Annotated in this window: 14 protein-coding genes; 5 read left to right on the plus strand and 9 right to left on the minus strand. The window is 71.0% G+C overall.

Features of this window, described 5'->3' with window-relative positions:
* Positions 1-5: 5 nt before the first annotated feature.
* Positions 6-800 carry an ABC transporter ATP-binding protein gene (locus tag KSO97_RS05250; RefSeq protein WP_232676932.1) on the minus strand — a complete coding sequence of 265 codons (795 nt, stop codon included), beginning with the start codon at positions 798-800 and terminating at the stop codon, positions 6-8.
* 24 nt (positions 801-824) lie between these two features.
* Between KSO97_RS05250 and KSO97_RS05255 the strand changes: the two genes are divergently transcribed.
* Positions 825-1535: a hypothetical protein gene (locus KSO97_RS05255; RefSeq protein ID WP_232676934.1), complete on the plus strand. Its 711-nt coding sequence runs from the start codon at positions 825-827 to the stop codon at positions 1533-1535.
* A 100-nt stretch (positions 1536-1635) separates the two neighbouring features.
* Positions 1636-2850: a phosphoserine phosphatase SerB gene (gene serB, locus KSO97_RS05260; RefSeq protein WP_232676935.1), complete on the plus strand. Its 1215-nt coding sequence runs from the start codon at positions 1636-1638 to the stop codon at positions 2848-2850.
* Between the two features lie 15 nt (positions 2851-2865).
* Here the strand turns inward: serB and KSO97_RS05265 are convergent, their stop codons facing one another.
* Positions 2866-3387, minus strand: a complete 522-nt coding sequence (locus tag KSO97_RS05265) for a histidine phosphatase family protein (protein ID WP_232676938.1) — start codon at positions 3385-3387, stop codon at positions 2866-2868.
* A gap of 77 nt (positions 3388-3464) precedes the next feature.
* Between KSO97_RS05265 and KSO97_RS05270 the strand changes: the two genes are divergently transcribed.
* On the plus strand, positions 3465-4151 hold the full coding sequence (locus KSO97_RS05270) for a TIGR02206 family membrane protein (RefSeq protein WP_232676939.1): 687 nt from the start codon (positions 3465-3467) through the stop codon (positions 4149-4151).
* Between the two features lie 112 nt (positions 4152-4263).
* Here the strand turns inward: KSO97_RS05270 and KSO97_RS05275 are convergent, their stop codons facing one another.
* Positions 4264-5547 (minus strand): acetyl-CoA C-acetyltransferase, encoded by a 1284-nt coding sequence (locus tag KSO97_RS05275; protein WP_232676940.1) that lies wholly within the window; start codon positions 5545-5547, stop codon positions 4264-4266.
* Positions 5548-5682: 135 nt separating this feature from the next.
* On the opposite strand from KSO97_RS05275, the gene KSO97_RS05280 reads away from it, so the two are divergent.
* Together KSO97_RS05280 and KSO97_RS05285 are read left to right on the plus strand one after the other, a co-directional pair.
* Complete coding sequence (locus tag KSO97_RS05280; protein ID WP_232676942.1) at positions 5683-7020, plus strand: 3-oxoacyl-ACP reductase; 1338 nt, start codon at positions 5683-5685, stop codon at positions 7018-7020.
* Positions 7021-7023: 3 nt separating this feature from the next.
* Positions 7024-7926 carry a MaoC/PaaZ C-terminal domain-containing protein gene (locus KSO97_RS05285; RefSeq protein ID WP_232676944.1) on the plus strand — a complete coding sequence of 301 codons (903 nt, stop codon included), beginning with the start codon at positions 7024-7026 and terminating at the stop codon, positions 7924-7926.
* Between the two features lie 102 nt (positions 7927-8028).
* On the opposite strand, the gene KSO97_RS05290 is transcribed toward KSO97_RS05285, so the two are convergent.
* The 6 genes from KSO97_RS05290 to KSO97_RS05315 form a co-directional block, all read right to left on the minus strand.
* Positions 8029-8895 carry an acyl-CoA thioesterase II gene (locus KSO97_RS05290; protein WP_232676945.1) on the minus strand — a complete coding sequence of 289 codons (867 nt, stop codon included), beginning with the start codon at positions 8893-8895 and terminating at the stop codon, positions 8029-8031.
* A complete protein-coding gene (locus tag KSO97_RS05295) occupies positions 8892-9821 on the minus strand; it encodes a PAC2 family protein (RefSeq protein WP_232676946.1) in 930 nt (309 codons plus the stop codon). Before KSO97_RS05295 ends, KSO97_RS05290 begins: the two co-directional genes overlap by 4 nt.
* Positions 9822-10031: 210 nt before the next feature.
* Positions 10032-11462 carry a hypothetical protein gene (locus KSO97_RS05300; RefSeq protein ID WP_232676947.1) on the minus strand — a complete coding sequence of 477 codons (1431 nt, stop codon included), beginning with the start codon at positions 11460-11462 and terminating at the stop codon, positions 10032-10034.
* Complete coding sequence (gene dxs / locus KSO97_RS05305) at positions 11443-13359, minus strand: 1-deoxy-D-xylulose-5-phosphate synthase (RefSeq protein ID WP_232676948.1); 1917 nt, start codon at positions 13357-13359, stop codon at positions 11443-11445. The genes KSO97_RS05300 and dxs overlap by 20 nt, the downstream gene beginning before the upstream one ends.
* 52 nt (positions 13360-13411) lie before the next feature.
* Positions 13412-14347 carry an SMP-30/gluconolactonase/LRE family protein gene (locus KSO97_RS05310; protein WP_232676950.1) on the minus strand — a complete coding sequence of 312 codons (936 nt, stop codon included), beginning with the start codon at positions 14345-14347 and terminating at the stop codon, positions 13412-13414.
* A gap of 4 nt (positions 14348-14351) precedes the next feature.
* On the minus strand, positions 14352-14792 hold the full coding sequence (locus KSO97_RS05315; protein WP_232676952.1) for an NUDIX domain-containing protein: 441 nt from the start codon (positions 14790-14792) through the stop codon (positions 14352-14354).
* Positions 14793-14809: the final 17 nt, after the last annotated feature.

The following is a 14809-nucleotide window of genomic DNA, read 5'->3' on the forward strand; positions in this document are numbered from 1 at the left end:
CGCCCTCACCCGCCCCGCGTGCCCCGACGGGCGGCCCACCGCCCGTCGGCGTGCGACAGGGAGAGCGGCATGCCGAACGTCGCCGACAGGTGCGCTTCGGTCATCACCTCGTCGAAGGACCCGGCGGCCATCACCCGGCCCTGGCGCAACATCAGCGCGTGAGTGAATCCGGGTGGGATCTCCTCGACGTGGTGCGAGACCAGCACCGTCGCCGGGGCGTCGGGGTTGTAGGCCAGCACCGAGAGCGTCGAGACCAGGTCCTCGCGGCCGCCGAGATCCAGGCCGGCCGCCGGCTCGTCGAGCAGCAACAGCTCGGGGTCCGTCATCAACGCGCGAGCGATCTGCACCCGCTTCCGCTCACCCTCGCTCAACGTGCCGAAGGTCCTGTCGGCCAGCTGGGTGATGCCCACCTCGACGAGGAGCGATTCAGCCCGCCCGTGGTCGAGGTCGTCGTAGTGCTCGCGCCAGCGGCCGACGATCCCGTAGGCCGCCGACAGCACCAGATCGCGCACGCGCTCGTCACGTGGGATGCGCTCCGCCAGCGCGGCGCTGGTCAGTCCGATCCGAGGGCGTAGCTCGAAGACATCGACGGACCCGAGGAGGTCCCCGAGCACGCCGACGGCGCCGCTGGTCGGGAAGAGCTGGGCCGCCGCGATCTGCAGGAGCGTGGTCTTGCCGGCGCCGTTCGGTCCGAGGACCACCCAACGCTCACCTTCGCTGACCACCCAGGTGACGCGATCCAGCAGGATCGCCTCCCCCCGGCGCACGGTGACGTCGGCGAGCTCGAGCACAGCGGGCATGGCGTCACCGTATCCTCCCTCGACGTGGAGTCCCCGTTGCCCGTGAGCGTCCGACTCGCCTGGTGGGGTACCGCCTGGCTGCGGGGTGCGATCTCGCCCGACGACTTCCTCGACGGCGCCCTGGGCGACGACGTCACGCACGTCGTCGACGGGGAGGCTCTGTTGGGCGCGGCCGCGTCGGTGAGGGCACTCGGTGCTCACTCCTTCGGCGCCGCGCATCCGGTGGAGAGCGACCCCGTCGGGCTCGGCGGACCGGCGGCGCTCAACCACGCCGCGATCGACGCCGGCGGCGCCGTCCTCGTGCTCGGCGCCGGTCTCGCGTGGGTGCCGCGCCACGTCGGGCCGACCGTGGAGTGGACGACGTATCGCGCAGACCGCCGCCAGGTCCCCGACGTCGGCGAGGCCGATCGCGAGCTGCGCAGCGCCCTCCCGGTCGTCGCCGACGCCCTCGCCGCGCTCGATGTCGCGCGGTGGCGACCCGAGGCGGCCGACGCCTTGATGAACCTGCGCCGACTCACGCCTGTCGCAGCGCCCCGCGGCATCCCGGAGCGGTGTGTCGATCTGATGACGCGTGGGCTCGCACTGCTCGACGTCGTCGAGCTGGCACTGCTGGACGACGGTGCAGCGGTCTCGGCGTCGCAGATCCAGCAGCGTCGCGATGCCCTGATGCCCCTGGCCCGCTCGGCCCGGCGAGCCGTCACGGCCGCCGCCTCGCCGGAGGGCTGGCCACCCTGACGGCCGGCGACACCGCGCCGGACGTCGCCGCTGCTGGAGTCGGGAGCCGGTACGGCTCCGAGTAGGTGCACGCCCAGAGACCCCGATAGCCTCGTCGCCGATGTCCAGCCAGCACCCCGACACTCTGCTCGTCACGCTCTCGGGCAAGGACCGCCCCGGCGTGACGTCCTCGGTGTTCGCCACCCTCGCGCACGCCGGCGTCGCGGTGGTCGACATCGAGCAGATCGTGATGCGGGGCCGGCTCATCCTCGGCCTCCTCGTCACAGCGCCTCGCGACCCCACGGCATTGACGCAGGCGCTCCACAGCACCGGCGCGGCACTGGACATGAACGTCGAGGTCGAGCGGGGGTCGGGCGACAACCGCACACGTCGCGACGGTCGCTCGCACGTCACGGTGATCGGCGCCCCGTTGCGCGCGTCGGCGATGTCCGCGATCGCAGGTCGGATCGCCGACACCGGGGGCAATATCGACCGGATCGAGCGGATGGCGCGCTACCCGGTCACCGCGATCGACCTGCACGTCTCCGGGACCGACCCCGACGCTCTGCGAGGCTTGCTGGCGGCTGAGGCCGCACACCAGGGGATCGACGTCGCCGTGCAGCCCGCGAACCTGCTGCGGCGAGGCATGCGCCTGATCGTCATGGACGTCGACTCCACGCTCATCCAGGGCGAGGTCATCGAGATGCTCGCCGCCCACGCCGGCGTCGAGCCCGCGGTCGCCGACATCACCGAGCGCGCCATGCGTGGCGAACTCGACTTCGAGCAGTCCCTGCGAGAGCGCGTGCGGATGCTCGCCGGCCTCGATGCCGGAGCACTCGACCAGGTCTACCGCGACATCGTCATCTCGCCGGGAGCCCGCACGATGGTCCGTACGCTCCGGCGTCTCGGGTACCGGTTCGCGATCGTGTCCGGCGGCTTCAGCCAGATCACCGAGCGGCTCGCGGAGGACCTCGGCATCCACTTCTCCCGCGCGAACGAGCTCGAGATCGTGGACGGCGTGATCACCGGCGAGATCGTCGGCGAGGTCGTCGACCGCGCCGGCAAGGCGCGGGCCCTCCGGGAGTTCGCCGAGCGCGTCGGCGTTCCGGAGGCGGCGACCGCCGCGATCGGCCACGGCGCCAACGACCTCGACATGCTCAACGCGGCGGGCCTCGGCATCGCCTACAACGCGCGTCCTGTCGTCCAGGAGGCAGCGGACACCGCGGTGAACGTGCCGTACCTCGACACGATCCTCTACCTGCTCGGGATCAGCCGCGAGGAGATCGAGGCGGCCGACCTCGAGGCGGGCATCGTGACGCCGGCGCCACCGGTCTGAGCCGCCGCGGCAGCTCTAACCGCGACCGACGTGGTAGCCACGCACCGTGGCACGTCCGGCGGCGAGGTCGCGCCACGAGTACTCCAGGTCGAACGTCGTCAGAGCGCTCGTGGGATAGGTGCCGCCGATCAGCTCCGCCGACGCCGCGGCATCGCCCTCGCCGTCGTCGAGCAGCTGCGCGAGATAGGCGACCGTCGGGTTGTGCCCCACCACGAGCAGCGCCCTGACGTCGCCGTCGGTGAGCCTGATCAGGTCGAGTGCGCTGTCGACGTCCGCGGCATAGAGAGGGCGGCTGAGCTCGGGCTCCAGGTCCCACCCCGCGCCGCGAACGACGTGGTCGAAGGTCTCGCTCGTCCGCACCGCGCCGGAGACCAGCGCATGGTCGGGGCACAGGCCCGTGGCCGCCATCCACTGCCCGGCCGCCGCCGCGTCCCGGCGCCCGCGCTCGGCGAGCTGCCGTCCGAAGTCGTCGGGGCCCCACTGCTCGGCCTTCGCATGACGCATCACGATCAGGGTCCGGGGCGCCGCGGTGTCCATCCGATCACTCTAGGAGAGACGGCTGGGCGGTTCGACTCGTCACCCGCGTGCGATCAGGCGCCCTATCCTGACTCGCGATGGAGCCCTACAGCGCATCTCATCTCGCCGCGATCGCCGTGTTCGTCGTCGGTGTGGTGCCGGTCGTGCTCCTCGGGCGTCGTGAGCGTCGCACGGGCCACCGGACCGCCAGCCGGGTCATGGCCGTGGCCATCCCGGTCGTGTTCGTACCGACCCAGATCGTGGACCTGACCACCAACTTCGAGCTGCGCGTGTCTCTCCCCCTCCACCTGTGCGACCTCGCGTGGGTCGCGGCGTCGGTCGCCCTGTGGACCCAGAACCGACTGGCCTGTGCACTGACCTACTTCTGGGGGCTGGTCCTGACGACGCAGGGCATCGCGACGCCGTCGCTGGGCGAGGACTTCCCCGAGCTCCGCTACTTCGCCTACTGGGCCCTGCATCTGCTCATCGTCTGGGCGGCCGTCCTCGTGGTCTGGGGGCTCCGCGTGACGCCGTCGTGGCGCGACTACCGCGAGGCCCTCCTGGTGACGCTCGGGTGGGTCGTCGTCGCCTACGCCTTCAACCTCGTGGCCGACACCAACTACGGCTACCTGATCGAGAAGCCCCGCAACGGTTCGGTGCTCGACCTGCTCGGGCCGTGGCCGATCTACGTCATCGCCGAGATCGCGATCGTCGCCGCGATCTGGGCCCTGCTCACCTGGCCCTGGAACCGCACGAGCGCGCCGAGGATCCCGGCGGCGCGCTGAGCCGGGATCCAGGCTGAGGCGCCCGTCTCAGGGAGCGACCGAGGCCGGATCGGCAGCATGTGGCTGCCGGTCCGGCCTCGGATCGCGCCGCTGGGTCAGCGGATGGTTGGGGTCAGGGTCGCTCGAGAATCGCGACGACGCCCTGACCGCCGGCGGCACACACCGAGATGACGGCCTTGCCGGAGCCCTTGTCGGCGAGGAGCTTCGCCGCGTTGGCCACGATCCGCCCACCGGTGGCGGCGAAGGGGTGGCCGGCGCCCAAGGAGGATCCCTTGACGTTCAGCTTGGTGCGGTCGATCGAGCCCAGCGGGGCGTCGAGGCCCAGACGCTGCTGGGAGAACACCGGGTCCTCCCACGCCTTGAGCGTGGAGAGCACCTGCGAGGCGAACGCCTCGTGGATCTCGTAGAAGTCGAAGTCCTGGAGGGTCAGCCCCTCCCGGTCGAGCATGCGCGCCATCGCATAGGCCGGCGCCATCAGTAGGCCTTCGCCACCGTGCACGTAGTCGACCGCAGCGGTCTCGTAGGCGGTGAGGTAGGCGAGTACCGGCAGCCCGTGAGCCTCGGCCCACTCCTCCGAGGCGAGCAGCACGACCGAGGCGCCGTCGGTCAGCGGGGTGGAGTTGCCGGCCGTCATCGTCGCCGCCTCCCCCTTGCCGAAGACAGGCTTGAGCTTCGCGAGCTTCTCCACGCTGGAGTCGCCGCGCATGTTGGTGTCGCGCTCGGTGCCGCGGAAGGGCGTGACGAGGTCGTCCTGCCAGCCAGACTCGTAGGACGCCGCCAGGTTCTGGTGCGACGTCGCGGCGAGCTCGTCCTGAGCCTCCCGGGTGATCTGCCACTCCAGCGCGGTCAGGGCCTGGTGGTCGCCCATGGAGAGACCGGTGCGCGGCTCCCCGTTCTGCGGGATCGCCAGGCTGACGTCGCCCGGACGGATCTTGGCGAGCGCGGCGAGCTTGCCCTTGGTGTCCTTGGCGGCGTTGACCTTCATCAGCTTCTTGCGGAGCTTCTCGCCGATCGCGACCGGCGCATCGGAGGTCGTGTCGGTTCCGCCCGCGATGCCGGAGTCGATCTGGCCCAGGGCGATCTTGTTGGCCACCTGGATGATCGCCTGGAGACCGGTGCCGCAGGCCTGCTGCAGGTCGGTCGCCGGCGTCTCGGGCGAGAGCTTCGAGCCGAGCACGCTCTCTCGCGCCAGGTTGAAGTCGCGCGAGTGCTTGAGGACGGCACCGGCGACGACCTCGCCGATCCGCTCGCCCTCGAGGCCGTAGCGGGCGACCAGACCGTCGATGGCGGCAGTCAGCATGTCCTGGTTGGACGCGTCGGAGTACGCGCCGTTCGAGCGGGCGAAGGGGATGCGGTTGCCGCCGATGATGGCGACACGGCGGGTGCGTTCGATCATGGGACGATACTGACGGGTAACCAGTCGTCGGCCAAGTGACTGAGGGGCATGTCACGAAATGTGGACACTGAGTTACACACCTAGTTTCATTATGAGTTACCGAGTATCTCGCAGCCCGAAAGGCATCTGTCTCCCATGAGCGACCGTTACCAGGACTTCACCACCTCGCCGATCGGCAAGCTCCTCGTCAAGAACCTGGGCCTGCCCAACCCGACCAAGTTGGAGCGCTACACCGACGGCGCCCCCCTGGTGGACGGCACCGTCCTCGTCGGCGGCACGGGACGTCTCGTCGAGTCGCTGCCGGGCATCCTCGACACCCTCGGCATCGCCTCGGCGACCGAGAAGCCGGCCGAGGGCCGCATCAAGGGGATCGTCTTCGACGCGACCGGCCTCGCCGACGCCGCGGAGCTGCGCGCCCTGCGCGACTTCTTCACCCCGGTGCTGCGCAGCCTGGCGCCCTGCGCCCGTGTCGTGGTCATCGGCACCCCGCCGGAGCAGCTCACGGGCTCGGAGCGAGTGGCGCAGCGGGCGCTCGAGGGCTTCACCCGCAGCCTCGGCAAGGAGATCGGCAAGGGCACGACCGTGCAGCTGGTCTACGTCGCCGACGGCGCGGAAGGCGCGGTCGCCAGCACGCTCGGCTTCCTGCTCTCCCCCAAGTCCGCCTACGTCTCCGGCCAGGTCGTGCGCATCGGCGCCCACGGCAAGGGCAAGGTCGGCGAGGTGTCCTCCGACGCGACCCGTCCGTTGGCCGGCAAGGTGGCGTTGGTGACCGGCGCGAGCCGCGGCATCGGCGAGCAGATCGCACGCGTCCTCCACCGCGACGGTGCCACGGTCGTCGGAGTCGACGTGCCGCAGGCGGCCAGCGACCTGCAGGGCCTGATGAAGGAGCTCGACGGCGACTGGCTGACGCTGGACATCACCGCCAAGGACGCGCCTCAGCGCATCGCCCACCACCTGAGCGAGAAGCACGGTGGCGTCGACGTCGTGGTGCACAACGCCGGCATCACCCGCGACAAGAAGCTGGCGAACATGGGCGAGGACCGCTGGGACTCGGTCATCGCCGTGAACCTCACCGCTCCCGAGGCGATCACCCGCGAGCTCCTCGCCCAGGGTGTGATCAACAAGTTCGGCTCGATCATCGGTGTCGCGAGCATCGCCGGCATCGCCGGCAACGTCGGCCAGACCAACTACGCCGCCTCGAAGGCCGGCGTCATCGGCTTCGTCGACTCCCTGGCCGACGAGCTCAAGGACGGCATCACGATCAACGCCGTCGCACCGGGCTTCATCATCACCCAGATGACGGCGGCCGTGCCGTTCGCTACTCGCGAGGTCGGCCAGCGTCTCAACGCCATGTCGCAAGGCGGTCTGCCCGTCGACGTCGCCGAGACCATCGCCTGGTACGCGCACCCGGGCTCCAGCCTGGTGAACGGCAACGTGGTCCGCGTCTGCGGCCAGATGATGCTGGGCGCCTGAACGATGTCCGACGACAACGACAGCGCAGCCGGCCCGGTGGCGACCACCATCGAGCCGGCGAGCGGCCTCAGCGTGCTCCTCAAGGCGGCCCTGCCCTCGATCCCGGTCGTCAAGGAGCTGCCAGGCGTACGCAAGGTGTCGGCTGCCGACTTCGGCGGTCTCTCCTTCACCCGTCCGCCGGTCACGATCCAGCGCGACGACGTGCGCGCCTACGCGGCGGTGTGCGGCTTCCCCGAGAAGGACACCGCTCCTCTGCCCTACCCGCACATGCTGGCGTTCGGGCTGCAGATGGCGATCATGAGCGACCCGGGGTTCCCCGCGCCCGCGATCGGCACCGTGCACCTGGAGAACTCGATCACCCAGCACCGGCCGCTCGCGATCGGCGAGACCGTCACGGTGAGCGCCCGCGTGGGCGCGCCGGTGGCGCACCCCAAGGGCACCGTCTACGAGTTCGTCACCGAGATCCACGCCGACGGCGAACTGGTGTGGGAGGAGCTCTCGGCCTACCTGCGGCGCGGGCGCGGTGACGACGACGCCTCCTACGGCATGGTCTTCCCCGACGCCGAGCCCAGCGGCACGGTGTGGAGGCTCCCCGGCGATCTCGGGCGCCGCTACGCGGCCGTCTCCGGCGACCACAACCCGATCCACCTCTATCCGGTGACCGCCAAGGCGCTCGGCTTCCCGCGCCAGATCGCGCACGGCATGTGGACCATGGCGCGCTGCGTGGCGGCGTTGGAGAACCGGCTTCCCGACGCGGTGCGCGTCGACGTCGCGTTCAAGCGCCCCGTGCTGCTGCCGAGTGCTGTCGCCTTCGGCAGCACTCCCGTCGAGGGCGGATTCGCCTTCGGCCTCACCAAGCCGGGCAGCGGTGCGCCGCACCTGGTGGGGCGCACCACCGCGCTCTGAGGCGCAACGGCCTCACGGACGCCGCCGATGGTCGGGCCATCGCGATCCCACGATCTCGAGGCTCGACCATCGGCGGCCACGCGGACGTCGTGCCGTCGCCCGTCAGCGACGGGGCCGGATCACGCCCTCCTGAGCCACCGTGGCGGCGAGAACGCCGTCCTGGGTGAAGATCCGGCCGAGCGAGAGACCACGGCCGCCGCTGGCCGACGGGGACTGCTGGTCGTAGAGCCACCACTCGTCGACCCGGAACGGTCGATGGAACCAGATGGTGTGGTCGAGCGAGGCCATCATCGTCTCGGCCGGGTTGGTGTCGTGCGCCGAGAGCGAGGCGCCCAGCAGCGAGATGTCGCTGGCGAAGGTGAACATGGCGTTGTGGTCGCGGACGTCGTCACCCACGGTGCCCTTCACCCGCACCCACATCCGCGCCCGCGCGGGATGATCGGGATCGGCCGGCAGGCCGTGGCGGGAGTTGCCCAGGAAGCGGCAGTCCAACGCCGCCCACTCCTTCCCGAGCTGCTCGGCCTCGACGTTGCCGCGCCTGGCCATGAGAGCGACGATGTCGACCCCTTCGTCGGGTGACTTCACCTCCGGCATCGCGTCCTGGTGGTCGTACCCGTCCTCCGCGCGCTGGAAGCTCAGCGTCTGGTAGTAGATCGGCTTGCCGTGCTGACGTGCGACGACGCGCCGGGTCGCGAACGAGCGACCGTCACGGATGCGCTCGACGTCGTAGATGATCGGCACGTGGTAGTCGCCGGGCAGCAGGAAGTAGGAGTGCAGCGAGTGCACGTGGAACTCCGAGTCCACGGTGCGGGTGCCCGCGACGAGTGCCTGGGCGGCCACCTGCCCCCCGAAGACACGCGGTCGCTCGGACTCCGGGTTGTGACCACGGAACAGGTCGACGTCGAGGTTCTCCAGATCGAGCAGATCCAGGAGGTCAGCGGCCGGGTCGACCGACTCGTGGTGGGTCATGCGTCCTCCTCGGGGGACTCAGGGCCTTCCAAACCGGCGAGGAACTGCTCGAACTGGCGTCCGATCTCCTCCCCGGTCGGGAGCGGCTGGTCCTCGGCCAACAGGTTCGCACCGCTGCGCTCGGCCTCGGCGAAGGTGTCGTACTGGCGCTCGAGCGAGGCGACGACCTCCTCGATCTCGGTGTTGGAGGCCAGGTAGCGCGCGACCTCCTCCTCCCGCTCCTCCGCCGCCGCGCGCAGGTCGCCGACGTCGACGGTGAGCCGACCGGCGCGTTCCACCTGCTCCAGGAGCGCGAGCGAGGCGCGCGGGTACTCGAGCTGGGCGAGGTAGTGAGGGATGTGCGCGACGTAGCCGAGCGCCGCGTGGCCCCACTCCCCCAGCCGGATCTCGAGCAGGGCCTGTGCGCTGCTCGGCACCCGGAGCTCGCCGCTCCACATGCTGGCTCCGCTGAGGAGCTCCGCCGAGGTGGCGTGCTCGGTCATCGCGATCGGGCGGGTATGCGGCACCGCCATCGGCACCGACCCGAGGCTGATCACGCGGCCGACGTCGAAGCGCTGCACGACCTCGCGCACCGCGCGGGTGAACGCCTCCCAGCGGTTGTCGGGCTCGGGACCGTGCAGCAGCAGGTACGGCGTGCCACCAGCATCGCGCAGCAGCCGGACGACGAGCCTCGGGGCATCGTAGGCCTCGTAGTGATCGCGCACGAACGAGACCGCGGGGCGTCGCGCCCGGTAGTCGTGGAACTGATCGACGTCGAAGGTGGCCACGACGGAGCCGCCGTCGTCGAGATCGGCGAGATGACGCGCCGCGACCGCAGCGGCACTGCCCGCGTCGAGGAAGCCGTCGAGGGCCAGCACCATCGTTCCGATCGGGCCGTCGACGCCCGGGATCTCATCCACGATGTGCACCAGACGCTCACCACTCACGCAGCGATCCTAGTGCGCGGCCCGACGCCCCTTCGGCCGCCATCTCCGCGCGGTGTCGCCCCTCACACGTGACGGGGGCCGCCGAGGGCTCGGGAGGTGTTCGTCTCACCGGGTTGCGGGACGCTCGCTGCGCTCGCTCCTCAACCACCGACGGCAACGCTCGGCGCTCGCTCCTCAACCACCGCAGGCAATGCTCGTTGCCCTGGCTCCTCAACCACCGACGGGCGGTGAGACGGCCACGTCGGGTGTGGTGACGTCGTAGGTCTCGACCAGCAGCCGCGCACCGCGGCGCGCGAGTTGGTCCGCGGAGAGACCGATCGTCCGCTCGACGACCTGGTCCGCGTCCTCGCCGTCACTGCGCGCGAGCAGATCGAGCAGCGACCAGGGAGCGCCGTCGCCGAGCAGCCGGACGATGTACTCCACCGCCCACCACGCGATGGCGTAGTTGACCTCCTCGGCGCCGCCGTGGAAGGCCGTCGGCATCCCCGAGACACCGCGCCGTGCGGCGCTGAGGGCCGGCTCCGAGACCGGGCGCGCGAAGGAGGGCAGCGGCTGGACCGAGACCCACTCCGCGATGCCCTCGGCGAGCCACGACGGCGCACGGTCGTCGCGCTCGCCGACGGCGACATGGGTGAGTTCGTGGCGCAGGAGGCGCTCGCGGGCCGGCGCGCGCTCGGCCAGCACCCGGGGGTGGATCATCACCCGGGTCGCGGCCAGCGTGCCGTCGGTGCCGGGCACCGTGAAGGCCACGGCATCCAGGCGGTCGGGGTCTCCGCCCGGCAGACCCGGCAGCTGCTCGAGGAACGCGACGTCGGAGAGCGCGAAGACGACGACGCGCCGGTCCCACCCGTACGGCGTCCGAGCGCCGTCGTCGGGCGCCGCGAGGCCGACCTCGCGCGCGAGCCGGCCCGCGTGACGCACCGTCGCGTCGTCGGTGACGACCAGTGCGGAACCGGTGCTCTCGACGTGGATCGGTCGCTCCTCCCAGGGCTGGGAGATCACGCTGTGGGCGCTCTCCCAGGCCGGGTCGGTGACCGAGGCGAGCACGACCTCGTTCTGAGCGCCACGCTCGACGAACCGGAACCGGTCGACCGACTCGGCCGGGACGGCGTCGAAGCCGGTCAGCCGCTGGGCCAGCCGGACCACGACCCAGTACCCGCCGCGATCGGCGCGCACCAGGCTGCCCCGGTCCAGGGTGTAGGTGAAGGCGTCCAGCGGCAGTTGTCGCAGGTTGTCGAAGTATCCGCCCTGGGTGACGCGCAGCGAGGTGCTGCTCGGGTCGATGTCGGCCAGGAAGGCATCGCGATCGCCGTCCAGCACCGCAGCGGAGCGGCGCGCCAGCAGTGCGTCGAACTCGGCCGCGAGATCCGGCGGAACCCGCGCTCCCTCGACGTCCGAGGGTGTCAGCGACCCTGCTCGGCCCCCGCGACCGTCTCCGGCGCCCGGGGTTCGCTCACCGGCGCGCGCGCCGGCGCCCGAGGGGGCCGGGTCCTCGCCGAGATCGCGCAGGAAGACCCACCACAGCACGACCGCGGCCAGCACGGTGATCGCCACGACGGTCCGCAGGTTGGTGGCGCGCAGTTCCTCGCCGTGGTGGCCCGTCCCGGGGCCGGCCGGCTCGTCAGCGGGTGGTGTCGGCATCGAGCAGCATCGCGTCGCTCGACACCGCCACGTCGGCCAGCGCGACGTCCTCGACGATGCCGCGCGCCAGCGCCTGCGCCGTCAATCCGATCTCCTCCAGGATGCGGGCCCGTTTCGCGTGGTCGAGGAACTCCTGCGGGATGCCGTGCAGGCGGAAGGGCGTCGTGACTCCGGCGTCGTTGAGTGCCTGGAGCAGTGTCGCTCCGCACCCGCCGACGCGGCCGTTGTCCTCCACGCTGACGACGAGGCGGTGCTCGCGCGCGAGGGCGATCAGGGCGGGGTCGACGGGCTTGACCCAGCGCGGGTCGACGACGGTGGCGCCGATCCCCTGGGCAGCCAGCCGGTCCGCCACGTCGACCGCGACCTCGGCCATCGATCCGACCGCGACGATCAGGACGTCGCGAGCACCCTTCCGCACGAGGACGTCGACACCACCCACGCGGTCGATCGCGGGGATGTCGTCCGGCGGCGGCCCCTTGGGGAAGCGCACGACCGTGGGAGCGTCGTCGACGAGGACGGCTTCGTCGAGGAGCTCGCGCATCCGCGCGGTGTCGCGGGGCGCTGCGAGCCTCAGCCCGGGGACCACCTGCAGGATCGACATGTCCCACATGCCGTTGTGGCTGGCACCGTCGTCGCCGGTGACGCCGGAGCGGTCCAACACGAACGTGACACCGCAGCGATGGAGAGCGACGTCCATCAGCACCTGGTCGAAGGCTCGATTGAGGAACGTCGCGTAGACCGCGACGATCGGGTGCAGGCCACCCATCGCCAGACCTGCGGCCGAGGTGGCGGCGTGCTGCTCGGCGATGCCGACATCGAAGGTGCGGTCGGGATAGGCGGCGGCGAACCGGTCCAGGCCGACGGGATGCATCATCGCCGCCGTGATCGCCACGACGTCGCGACGACGCGCACCGAGCTGCACCATGTGCTCGGCGAAGTGGTCGGTCCAAATCGGGCCCTTGGGCTTCTCCGCCCCGGTCTGGACGTCGAAGGGCCCCGGCGCGTGGAACTGGTCGGCCTCGTGACGTTCAGCGGGGTCGTAGCCGAAGCCCTTGCGGGTGATGGCGTGCACGATGACGGGTCCGCCGAAGCGCTTGGCCTGAGCGAGCGCCTGCTCCATCGCGGGGCGGTCGTGCCCGTCGATCGGTCCGACGTACTTGAGCCCGAGGTCCTCGAAGAGGCCCTGCGGAGCGAGTGCGTCCTTCACGCCGCGTTTCATCGCGTGGAGCGCGTCGTAGGCGGCCGGGCCGACACCCTTGACCGACGTCAGGCGGTGCTTGACCAGGTCGAGGAAATGCTCGTAGCGGGGGTGGGTGCGTAGCGAGGTGAGCGCGGTGGCCAGGCCGCCGATCGTCGGGGTGTAGGAGCGGCCGTTGTCGTTGACGACGATCACCAGCCGACTGTCGTCGGCGATCGCGATGTTGTTCAGGGCCTCCCAGGCCATGCCTCCGGTGAGCGCGCCGTCGCCGATCACCGCGACCGTGTGGCGGTCCTCCCCGCGGATGCGGAACGCCTTGGCGATGCCGTCGGCGTAACTCAGAGCCGTCGACGCGTGGGAGTTCTCGACCAGGTCGTGGGGCGACTCGGCCCGACTCGGGTAGCCGCTGAGGCCCCCCTCGCGCCGCAGCGTGGAGAAGTCGTCGACGCGTCCGGTGACCAGCTTGTGCACGTAGGACTGGTGCCCGGTGTCGAAGACGACCTTGTCGCGCGGTGAGTCGAAGACGCGATGGATCGCGAGCGTCAGTTCGACGACGCCGAGGTTCGGACCGAGGTGTCCGCTGTTGGTCGCCACCGTCCGGATCAGCAGGTCGCGGATCTCGGCGGCCAGCGTGGTCATCTGGTCGTCGTTGAGGCCGCGGAGGTCACGGGGTTCGGTGATCGAGGCCAGGACGGACATAAGAAAAGAGTCTACGAGGTGACGGCGAGAACGGGGCCCGGGCCGGTCCGGCTCACAGGTCCCACACCGCGACCGCCGCCTCGTGCAGGCTGCCGAGCCAGACCCGCCCGTCGTGTTCCCGGACGCCGGTCACCATGTGGTAGCGCGACCCCTCGCGGTCGCCGTCGAGATCGAGGTCGTGCACGAGGCGACCCTCGGCGTCGAAGGCCTGGACACGGACCGTGCGCTGGGGCGCGGGCTGAAGACGGTCGGGCAGCTTGGTCGCCAGTCTGCGGAGCGCCATCGGGCTGGTCTGCAACCGCTCGACCACGGGGTCCGTCGGACTGGCGATGGTGACCCAGATGAGGCCGTCGCTCCCGCGGCTGATGTTGTCGGGATAGCCGGGCAGGCCCGCGCAGAGGCGGTCCCGCATGCCCGCTCGCGGGCCGCTGATCCAGTACCGCACGATTGTGCGCGCAGCGGTCTCGGCCACACAGACGAAGGACCCGTCGGCGGCGAGTGCCACGCCGTTGGCGAAGGCGAGGCCGGTGACGACGACGTGCACGGAGCCGTCGGGGTCACGGCGCAGGAGTCGCCCGGTGCGCGTGTTGCGGACGAAGTCGGCCTTCCACTCCTCGATGCCGAACTGGGTGGAGGAGTCCGAGAACCAGATGGTGCCGTCATCCGCGATCGCGGCGTTGTTGCAGAACCGCACCGGCACGCCGTCGACGCCGGCGGCGATGAGCTCGACCGCGCCACCCTCGACGTCGACCCAGAGCAGGCCGCGGTGGGCATCGCACACGAGCAGCCGCCCGTCGGGTGCGAACTCGAGCCCGAGCGGCCGACCCTGGGTCGAGGCGATCCGGTCGACGTGACCGCCGTCCTGGCTGACCCGGAAGATCGACCCGTCCTCGGTACCGGTGAAGACCGCTCCGGCGTCGGGACCGTGCGTCGCGACGACGACGTCCTCGGCACCGGGACCTGGCACAGGGATGACGGTGAGGCTCATCCGGTCATCCAAGCAGGTCGCCTCTCAACGCCGGATACACCGCATCGGCGAGCAGGGCCGGCACCGCCTGCTGCGCCGAGTGGGTCAATGCCAGATCGGAGAGGTCGGCCGGGTCGACGAAGACGATGCGACGCCCCTCGTGGCACTCGATGTCGTCGTCGTCGAGCTCGACGCCGCCGACGAAGACGTGCACGTCGTCCACCGTCCCGTAGTGCTCGTGGAACACCCCGAAGGTGCGCCAGGCACGCAGTGCAGACGCCGGCAGAACCAGCCCCGTCTCTTCGGCGAGCTCTCGCCGGGCACCGTCGGCCGGGCTCTCCCCCTCCTCCAGATGCCCACCGCACATCCCCCAGCGCTCGGGATCGATCGGCGCGAACTCGTCACGCTCCTGGAGGAGCAGCCGACCCCGACGATCGACGAGCAGGACGCACGCGAAGGAGGGCACATCGACGACGCTACTCG

Origin of the sequence: Nocardioides sp. R-C-SC26 (assembly GCF_021246465.1) — a bacterium.
In the GTDB taxonomy this organism is placed as follows: domain Bacteria; phylum Actinomycetota; class Actinomycetes; order Propionibacteriales; family Nocardioidaceae; genus Nocardioides.